Source organism: Siminovitchia jepli, assembly GCF_047228825.1.
Taxonomy (GTDB): Bacteria; Bacillota; Bacilli; order Bacillales; family Bacillaceae_C; genus Siminovitchia.
Map to the genome: position 1 here is coordinate 1 of NZ_JBFEGN010000102.1, position 10,217 is coordinate 10,217.

Sequence of the window (10,217 nt, forward strand, 5' to 3'; positions counted from 1 at the left end):
GTCCTAAGTGGATCAATTTCTTGTCCCAAGTGGGTCAAAAAGATGGCAGAGGTGGAGCTAACCTATGTCCTTCTTCAATAATGTAAAGCATCACTTTGTTCCAGCCAAAACAGACCCATTTTTGTTCAAATTCTCCCAGGTTAAAATGCCTGTACTTCCCTGAAATACAATGAAATGCTATAATATGTCTATAATAATGTAAGCCCTTTCATTTTGTTGTATTATAAAATTTTTAGCTATGAAATGAGTAAAAAAGTCTAATTAGGGGGGACGTTAATGATAAAGAAAATTAAAATTAAGGATATTGCTACATATGATTCAGAAGGAATAGAGATTGAAATGAATAAAATTAATTACATTTACGGAAGTAACGGTACTGGTAAAACAACGATTTCTGAATTTTTGAGAAACAGCCAACGTTTTCACTCTTGCAGAATTGAGTGGATACAAAATAGTTCTGATTATGATTTGTTTGTTTATAATAGACATTTTGTCCAAGAGAATTTTAATGTTTACAATGAAATAAAGGGTATTTTTACTTTAGGTAAGGAATCCGCTGATATATTGAAACAAATTGATGAAAAAACTAAGGATATTAAAAAACACAATGATAGGATTGAAACCATAAAGGATCATATAAAAGAAAAAGAGGATAGATTGAAAAGTTTGAAAGATGATTTTATGGAGAAATGCTGGGAATTAAAGACAAAATATGATACTATTTTTCAAGAAGCATTTATAGGCCTTCGTGCCCAGAAAAAGAAATTTATGGAGAAATGCCTAGTTGAAGCTAAAAATAATGATGGCGAAATTTATACATATGAAAAATTGATAAAAAGAGCGGAATCTGTATTTAAGGGCTCTCAGGAAAAAATTAATATTATTCCGAATGTTGACTATGATAAATTATTTGAGGAGAACCAGATATTTAAAACGATAATAATAGGAAAAAAAGACATAGATATTGCTAAACTAATTTCTAACCTTAATATAAGTGACTGGGTACAACAAGGACATAACCATATTGAATATACTAATGGTATTTGCCCCTTTTGTCAGCAAGAACTTCCAGTTGCTTTTAAAGAAAAGTTAGATGAGTATTTTGATGAATCGTACACTCAGCAAATACAATACCTTAATTCTTCAATAGAAAAATATAAACGTGAAACAATTGGTATAATTGAAAAATGTCGGTTACTAAAAGATGAAGATATACCTTTTATCAATAAAGAAAAAATTACAGCTCTATTTGAAATCTTAAATACAACTTATAGGGAAAATATACAATTGCTTGACAAAAAAAGAAAAGAACCCAGTAGAATAGTTGAACTAAGCTCAATATCAAACTGTCTTGAGCAAATCAATGCAGAGATAGAAATGGCTAATACACAAATATCTGAATTAAATAGAATAATTGAAAATATAAAAGAAGAAAAGGTAAAGTTAATAAAAGATATATGGCGTTTTGTTATTGAAGAAAACAAAAAAAACTATGAAAATTACATGAGTAATTTTAAAATAGAGAGTCGAGCTTTAAAAGGAATGAATCAAAATAAGGAAAAGCAAAAGATCTATAGAAATAAACTACAGCAAGAGGTTATCGGACTTCAAAATGAGCTAACAAGTGTTTTACCTTCTATTAATGAAATTAATAGTCTCCTTAAATCCTTTGGCTTTACGAATTTTCAATTAGCCGAATCCGATGAAAAAGGTAATTACAAGATTGTAAGAGAAAATGGCGACAATGCTAATGAAACGTTAAGTGAGGGAGAGAAAACTTTTATTACTTTCTTGTATTTCTATCAACTAATTAATGGAAGCAATGACCAAAATAAGGTGAATACAGAAAGAATAATCGTTATTGATGATCCAATATCGAGTCTTGATAGTAATATTCTATTTATTGTAAGTAACTTGATAAATAGCTTAAAGAAAAAGGTCAGAATGGACGATTCAAATTTTAAACAACTAATAGTATTAACCCATAATGTTTATTTCCATAAGGAAATTTCATTTAATAAAGGCAAGAGTAATCAAAAACTTCATGATGAGACATTTTGGATTTTAAGAAAGACGAATAATATATCATACATACAGAAGTATATTGAGAACCCAATCAAAAATTCATATGAGTTGCTTTGGAAAGAGTTGAAGGAGAATCCAAATTCAATTACAACACCAAACATAATGAGAAGGATATTAGAGAATTACTTTAAATTCTTTGGCAATATTGATGTTAATGAGATTGTCGAATGCTTTCCGGAGGAGGAAAAAGTAGTTTGCAACTCCTTACTTTCTTGGGCAAATGATGGCTCTCACCATATATATGATGATTTATATGTTGATAGCAATCAAGAAATAAATCGGATTTATTTCGATGTATTTAGTCGGATCTTCATAAATTTTAATCACGGGTCTCATTTCAATATGATGATGGGGAACTTTGAATATACACTTGAAGCCCCTGTTAGCGATAAGGTCGCTGGTCAAATTCAAGAGGTTATGGATCAAACTGCAGTAAGTGTGGAATAGCAAGGGGAGCTCTGTAAAAAACTAATACGATTACCAGCAAACACGTTCAGGCAAGCACCCGCGCCTTTCGCAAGCCTTTTTAAAACCTGAAAGGTTTTCAAGTGCCATTCTTTCTTCAAATTGAAAACCCTTTCATATTACATTGTACAAAATACGCCAGAAACACAGAGGAAGTTCCTGGCTTTTAAGTCAATCGTTTGCATTGGCTATTCAGAGATTTCCATTTTCCAAAACAATATGGGAGCTTGCACAAAGTCAGCTCCCAAGCCCCACTAACTCATGAACCCTCCCCATCACCGCACTCTCCAACGCCCCGAGCTTCTCCCTGGCATCCTCCAAAGTTTCACCCTTCACACCAAAGTAAAACTTGCACTTCGGTTCCGTTCCCGAAGGCCTGACACAAAACCAGGAACCGTCTGCCAACTTGAATTTCAATACATTGGATTTCGGCAGCTCAATCAGTGATTTCATTCCTGTTTCTATATAGAAACTCTCGCCCTTTTCATAATCCTCCACTTCCGAAACGTTAACACCAGCGACTTCCACAGGCGGATCTTCACGAAAAGATTCCAAAATCCTTCCGATTTGTTCTGCCCCATCTTTTCCTTTCAAAGTCAAAGATTGGAGTGATTCCTGATAGTAACCGTATTTTTCATACAGTTCCATTAAACCGTCGTACAATGATTTGCCTTGAGCTTTGTAATAAGCGGCGACTTCTGCAGCAAACACGGCGGATTGGACCGCATCTTTATCGCGGACGAAGTCACCGATTAAATAACCGTAGCTCTCTTCATATCCAAACAAGAAGGTATGCTCGCCCGTCTGTTCAAATTCTTTTATTTTTTCACCGATAAATTTAAAACCGGTGAGGACATCGAGTGTCTTAACTCCGAAACTGGAAGCAATAGCCCGGCCAATTTCCGAAGTAACGATCGTTTTGATGACGACTCCGTTACTCGGCAGGTCCTCTGCCTTTTGCTCCAACAAATAGTGAAGCATCAGCGCTCCCGTTTGGTTCCCAGTCAGTACGACGTACTTTCCTTCCGGATTTTTGACGGCAACGCCCAGCCGATCGGCATCCGGATCCGTTGCCAGTAAAATGTCGGCGTTAACCTCTTCCCCATAGCGAATGGCCCATTCAAAGGCTGCATGCTCTTCGGGATTCGGAGATTTAACGGTTGAAAAATTGGGGTCCGGCAGCTCCTGCTCTTTGACAACAGTTACATGTTTAAAGCCAAATGCAGCCAATCCGTCTCTTACCGGCTGATTGGCAGTCCCATGTAATGGGGTGAATACAATGGAAAGGTCATTCCCCGCGTTTTCAACCACATTTCGATTGAGCTGGATGGAAACAAGCTGATCCAAATAAGCACGATCGATTTTTTCACCGATATAAGTGAGCAATCCCTGATCAAGCAAATCCTTCTCATCGGCAACCTCCAACGTCAGTTCACAGTCGATTTCACGAATATAGCCGATAATCGTGTCAGACGCCTCAGGCGGCAGCTGCCCGCCGTCTTCACCGTACACCTTGAAACCATTATATTCAGGCGGATTATGGCTTGCCGTGATCATTACACCTGCGTAAGATTGCAAATACCGTACTGCAAATGACAAGACGGGAGTTGTACGCAAGCTTTCACACAAGTATGCTTTTACCCCAAAATGCCCCACTGTTTTCGCTACTTCCAAGGCAAATTCAGGAGACATGTGCCGGCAGTCATAAGAAATGGCAACACCGCGTTTCATTGCCTCTTCACCCTGTTGAACGATATAACGGGCAAGACCGGCCGCTGCTTTTCTTACGGTATAAATATTCATTCGATTCGTTCCGGGTCCAAGCACGCCGCGCATGCCGCCCGTACCGAATTCCAACTCTTTATAAAAGCAGTCTTCGAGATGCTTTTCATCTTCCAAACGGGAAACCAACTCTTCCCATAAAGCATCATGTTGCGGTAGAGTCTTTATCCAATGATCCACTTTCGATCTCCATGCCATTTTTCAAAATCCTTTCCAGAAAAAATAAAAACTCAAGAGCTGTGTTCTTGAGCTGTCCTACAATGTCTGTATGGGAATAGAACCTTTAAGCCGTTCTTCTAATTCCGCTTTTCTGTCTTCATAACCAGGCTTTCCAAGCAAGGCGAACATATTATTCTTATACATCTCTACTCCAGGCTGGTCAAACGGGTTGACACCCAACAAGTTTCCGCTCATCGCACATGCCTTTTGGAAAAAATAAACGAGATAGCCAAAAGCATAGGCATCCATTTCCGGGATTTCGATCACCATGTTTGGAACCCCGCCATCCGTATGGGCCAGCAGGGCCCCTTCAAAGGCTTTCGTATTGACGTAATCGACTGTTTGGCCAGCCAAATAATTGAGGCCGTCCAAATCATTTTCGTCCCATTCAATCGTTAGATCTCTTTGAGGTGTTTTTACTTTAATAACCGTCTCAAATAAATCACGTCTGCCGTCCTGGATGTATTGCCCCATGGAATGCAGGTCTGTAGAGAATTTGGCGGATGCCGGGAAAATGCCTTTTCCTTCTTTTCCTTCGCTTTCGCCAAACAGCTGCTTCCACCATTCAGCAAAATATTTCATCCCCGGTTCATAGTACACAAGCATCTCAACCGTTTTTCCTTTATTGTACAATATATTGCGGATGGCCGCGTACTGATAGGCAGCATTTTGCATGATTTCCGGCTTGCTAAGGTCTTCCATCGCTTGCGCTGCCCCGCTCATCATCAGTCTAATATCCACACCGCTCACGGCAATCGGCAGCAGCCCTACCGCGGTAAGGACAGAATAGCGCCCGCCCACATTGTCCGGAATAACGAACGTTTCATATCCTTCCGTATCCGCCAACGTTTTGAGCGCTCCCTTTTGCCGATCCGTCGTCGCATAAATCCTGTTTCGGGCTTCTTCCCTTCCATACCTTTCCTCAAGCAGCTTGCGGAAAATCCGAAAGGCAATGGCCGGCTCTGTGGTCGTACCCGATTTGGAAATCACATTGATGGAAAAATCCTTATCTTCGAGTACATCGATAACATCCGACAGGTATGTAGAGCTGATTGTATGTCCCACAAATATGACTTGAGGGGCTGATTGTTTTTCGATCGGAAGGATATCACGAAAACTATGGTTGAGCATCTCAATCGCTGCACGCGCCCCCAAATAGGAGCCGCCAACCCCAATCACAAGCAAAATATCACTGTCACTTTTAATTCTTTCAGAAGCCATCTGAATCCGTTCAAATTCCAGTTGATCATAATTTTGCGGCAGATCCACCCAGCCTAAAAAATCATGTTCTGAATCAGAGTGTCGATGCAATTGATGATGCACGAAATCTACAGACTCTTTAAACGATGATATGTCATCTTCTCCTATAAAAGAAAGCGTCTTTGAATAGTCAAACTGAATTTTAGACAATTCTTCACCTCCAGCTTTTGCTTACATCCACACAAAAAAGGGCTAGGCCGCTCCCGCCTAGTCCCTGCTGTATAAATCTCTTGTATATACTTTTTCAGCCACATCTTTTAGGTCTTCTGATAATCGATTTGCCACGATCACGTCAGAAATCTTCTTGAATTCTTCAAAATCGTTAATGACCCGTGAATGATTAAATGTAACTGCATCAAGCGTCGGCTCATAGACAACTACTTCAATGCCTTTCCCTTTAATGCGCTCCATCACTCCTTGGATTGCAGACTGCCTAAAATTATCAGAACCGGATTTCATGGTTAATCGATAAATACCTACTATGTTAGGCCGCTTTTGAATAATCATATCGGCAATATGGTCTTTTCGTGTTCTATTTGAATCAACAATCGCTTGTATAAGATGGTTTGGAACATCTTTAAAGTTGGCGAGCAGCTGCTTCGTATCTTTCGGAAGGCAATAGCCGCCGTATCCAAAGGAAGGGTTGTTATAGTGATCACCGATGCGCGGGTCAAGACTAACCCCGTCAATAATTTGTTTTGTATCGAGGCCTTTCATCTCCGCATAAGAATCCAACTCATTGAAAAAAGCCACTCGCATGGCCAAGTATGTATTGGCAAACAGCTTAATCGCCTCTGCCTCAGTTGAATTGGTAAACAAAACAGGAATTTCTTCTTTGAGGGCGCCTTGCTTTAACAGGTCAGCAAATCTTTCGGCCCTTTCCGACTGCTCCCCAACAATAATCCGTGATGGATACAAATTATCATACAAAGCTTTTCCTTCTCGTAAAAATTCAGGCGAGAAAATAATTTGATCCGTGTTAAACCGCTCTTTCACTTCTTGAGTATATCCAACAGGAATAGTCGATTTAATGACCATCACCGCATGTGGATTAACCTCAAGTACCTGTTTAATGACTGTTTCAACGGTAGAAGTATCAAAATAATTTTGTTCCGGGTCGTAATTTGTTGGCGTTGCAATAATGACATACTCTGCATCTTGAAAAGCCTTTTTGTAATCCGCAGTTGCAGTTAAATTCAAATCTTTTGTAGAAAGATATTCCTCAATCTCCGCATCGACAATCGGAGATTTTTTGTTGTTGATCATAGCTACTTTTTCCGGAACAATATCAAGTGCCATAACTTCGTTATGCTGGGCTAGTAAAACGGCATTTGATAGGCCTACGTATCCTGTTCCTGCGATTGTTATTTTAATCATTGTATTCACCCTTAAAAAATCTCGTTTTTAATACATATTTCGAACCTAATAAACCTTCTAACAATTCTTATGAAAACTGAAAAGTGGTGGAATCAAAAGATGGAGCTCTTGCACTATAAGATAGATGACATTTACTTAATATTTCTGTATTACAACTCCTAAAAATAGGTTCTTAGATTGGACAACCTCAAACACCCAAATAATACCTTAAGTACATGGATACAAGGTAATTTCAAAAATAGTGGTAGGATCATTAATAATATGTACTTATTATTAAAATAGATGTTATTAATATGTACATGCTTTATTTTAACCTATATTTAATATGTAGTAATGAAAGTACACTATTGACAATTTCAAACTCTTTAATTATCTTCACTAAATAAATGGTTGAGAGTATTAAATAAATGGTAACTCCAGCAAATACTTGTAAAATAATTATAGTAAGAGTATCCGCTGAAATTGTTGACAGACTTCTTACAGCTATAAACATTAGAGCTCCAAATATTAAAAATGGAAATCCATTTTTAATATAAGTTTTAATTTCAAGTTCATTTCTAATTGCAATCGTTTGTATGACACAAACTGATAACTCCGCACATATTGTTCCAATTACAGCACCCATTGAGTACATTGAAGGGATCAGCATCATATTAATAAAAAGATTGACCAAGGCGCCTGCAATAACAGAAAAGATATATATTTTATCTCTACTATTTGGTATTAAATATTGTGTTCTTATTACGTTTGCCCAACTTACAATTATTAAAATAATAGAAAGCCATGAGGCAAGATGTGCACTTTCAGTGAAATTTTCTCCAAGAAACCACGGAACAAAAGTTGGAGCTATTGCTGGGATAAAAAAGGCCATTGCAGAGCTCATAAGTAAGACAATAATCATGGATTTTTTTATTAAAGCTCTAATTTTTTTAAAATCGCCTTTTGCCACCAAGTTTGACATTCTAGGTAGCATTACTACTCCAAGTGCAACAATCAGGCTCCTTGCAATATTTATTATCTTCTCAGCGTTAGTATAAAAGCCTACTTGTGTAACATTACTCATCATTCCTAACATTATTTTATCCATTATTGTGTATAAACTAATAGCAATTACGGGAACAAACAATGTCAAGTTTGGCTTTAAATGTATTCTAATACTAGACCAAACAGGTTTTTTAAAATTAATTTTAGATATAATAAAAGGCCAAATAGCTAATTGACTTATAAGGACACTCGAAGCCATTATTAAAGTATATATCCATAAATCATCTGCAGAATTTACAAATAAAAAAATCGCAATAACACTTGCTACTTTAACGACAATATTTCTAGTAACTGTTAATTTAAAATTCTCCATTCCGAAACAGAACCAATTAACGTCAAAAGCAGCTGAAATCACATAAATAAATTGTAAAATATATATAATTTCATACTCTTTTACTACAAATACTACAAAAGCAAAATACAATACCGACATTGCTAATGCTAAAAATAATTGTAGGTAATATATATCCCAAAAAGAATTAGTGAGTTTATTTTTATCATCACGGACCTTAGCAATACTCCGAGTACCATAATTATTAATCCCTAACATAGAAATTATAACGAAGTAATGCGCAATTGAGTAAGAATAAGAATAAATACCTACACCAGAAGGCCCCATTATTCTAGCAATATATGGTGTTGTTATTAGTGGTAAAATTATAAGCAATATCTGATATAAACTGTTATATATATAATTTTTTTTAATACTTTTCATTATTCCTCCTGAAGATCTTCCAATTGAAAACAATTGGCTGGTACAGTAATTAGGTTTAAAACCTCCCTAACATTTATCCGTTTTCTATTACCTACATAGAAACCGAATAATTAGTTGTTAATAGTTTAAAGGTCATCGAACCAATAATGGGATAAATTTTAAGTTAATAAAGATACTCTTCACCTTTTTTAAATGATCCATTTATGAGGTTAATTCAATTAATAGAAAAGGAAAAGTAGTTTATAAATTGCAATATAATTAGATTACTCGTGAATTCTCATTTTTCCCCTTCTTTACCTTTACAAACATAATAAGTATTAACAAAAAAGGTAGTGCCCTTGTTGGATATACAGTGTAAATACGAGCAACAGAAAACAATAGCTGTTGTATTACTAAGAGGAAAAAAACAGAATTCCTTATGTTAATATTATACTTTACACCTTGATACGCCTTCCGACATATAAAACCTAAAAGCGCAGAAAATAATACTATACCTATTAACCCTCCATCAATATAAAAGTTATAAAAAAGTGTAGCATAAGCATTCATATTAATATCATTACCAATAGGAATAAATCCTTCCAGATTATCCATTATTTCTTGCGCTCTAAGATAACTTTCAGGATAATGAATTCCGAGATTATCAAGCACTATAAAAATTAGTCTTGTAAATCCTCTTGTTGAAAGCATACCGTATGTCCGAAAATCCGCATATGGTTCACCTAACCGTATAGTTAATGAAGGTAGCGCCCCAACAAAATATACGTATGCTTCTTTAAGAAAGTTTGCATCTGCTTTTCTTAATAATGTGATCGTTGCAATACCTAGGACTGCTAAAATAATAATAACAGGTGCTTTTTTTAAATTTTTCTTAATTACTTTACTAAAGGCATACTGTTTTCTATATATCATGCTAGTAAAAATAAAATAAATTACTGAGAAAACCAATATATTTCTTGAAACAGTTACAATAGAAAATAGTATTATCACAATAAAAGTGGTTATTACAAATAACTTATTTTTTTTCTCAACTAGATAATCGACAATTGCTATTGGAACGGCTAAATAAACTAGTGGAGCAATAATATATGTATAAATAAATAAGTTTAATTCTGATCCCCATAAACCAAGACCTTTTTCTGTTGCAGTGGTCATTAATCGTATTTCCCACCAAGATGCCCCTCCTCTTAATAAAATAGTCTCTCGGCATTCGCCGAGTTAGATGGGTCAAAGGATCTCTTGACCCAACTGTTTGATTCCCCTCCTACTT

At 36.3% G+C, this 10,217-nt stretch carries 6 protein-coding genes; 1 reads left to right on the plus strand and 5 read right to left on the minus strand.

All coding sequences use genetic code 11. From position 1 onward, the window contains the following. The first annotated feature begins 276 nt into the window (after positions 1–276). Positions 277–2,532 (plus strand): ATP-binding protein, encoded by a 2,256-nt coding sequence (locus AB1L08_RS19800; protein WP_413066354.1) that lies wholly within the window; start codon positions 277–279, stop codon positions 2,530–2,532. A 255-nt stretch (positions 2,533–2,787) separates the two neighbouring features. On the opposite strand, the gene AB1L08_RS19805 is transcribed toward AB1L08_RS19800, so the two are convergent. The 5 genes from AB1L08_RS19805 to AB1L08_RS19825 form a co-directional block, all read right to left on the minus strand. Beyond that, entirely contained in the window at positions 2,788–4,530 is a 1,743-nt protein-coding gene (locus tag AB1L08_RS19805) for a phospho-sugar mutase (RefSeq protein ID WP_413066355.1), read from the minus strand. Between the two features lie 57 nt (positions 4,531–4,587). Continuing rightward, a complete protein-coding gene (locus AB1L08_RS19810; protein ID WP_413066356.1) occupies positions 4,588–5,961 on the minus strand; it encodes a glucose-6-phosphate isomerase in 1,374 nt (457 codons plus the stop codon). A 57-nt stretch (positions 5,962–6,018) separates the two neighbouring features. Then, the gene (locus AB1L08_RS19815; protein WP_413066359.1) at positions 6,019–7,185 is read right to left on the minus strand and encodes a nucleotide sugar dehydrogenase; all 1,167 of its coding nucleotides are present in this window, start codon (positions 7,183–7,185) and stop codon (positions 6,019–6,021) included. A gap of 307 nt (positions 7,186–7,492) precedes the next feature. After that, complete coding sequence (locus AB1L08_RS19820) at positions 7,493–8,947, minus strand: oligosaccharide flippase family protein (RefSeq protein ID WP_413066357.1); 1,455 nt, start codon at positions 8,945–8,947, stop codon at positions 7,493–7,495. Positions 8,948–9,205: 258 nt separating this feature from the next. Beyond that, positions 9,206–10,102 (minus strand): O-antigen polymerase, encoded by an 897-nt coding sequence (locus AB1L08_RS19825; RefSeq protein WP_413066358.1) that lies wholly within the window; start codon positions 10,100–10,102, stop codon positions 9,206–9,208. Between the last annotated feature and the right edge of the window lie 115 nt (positions 10,103–10,217).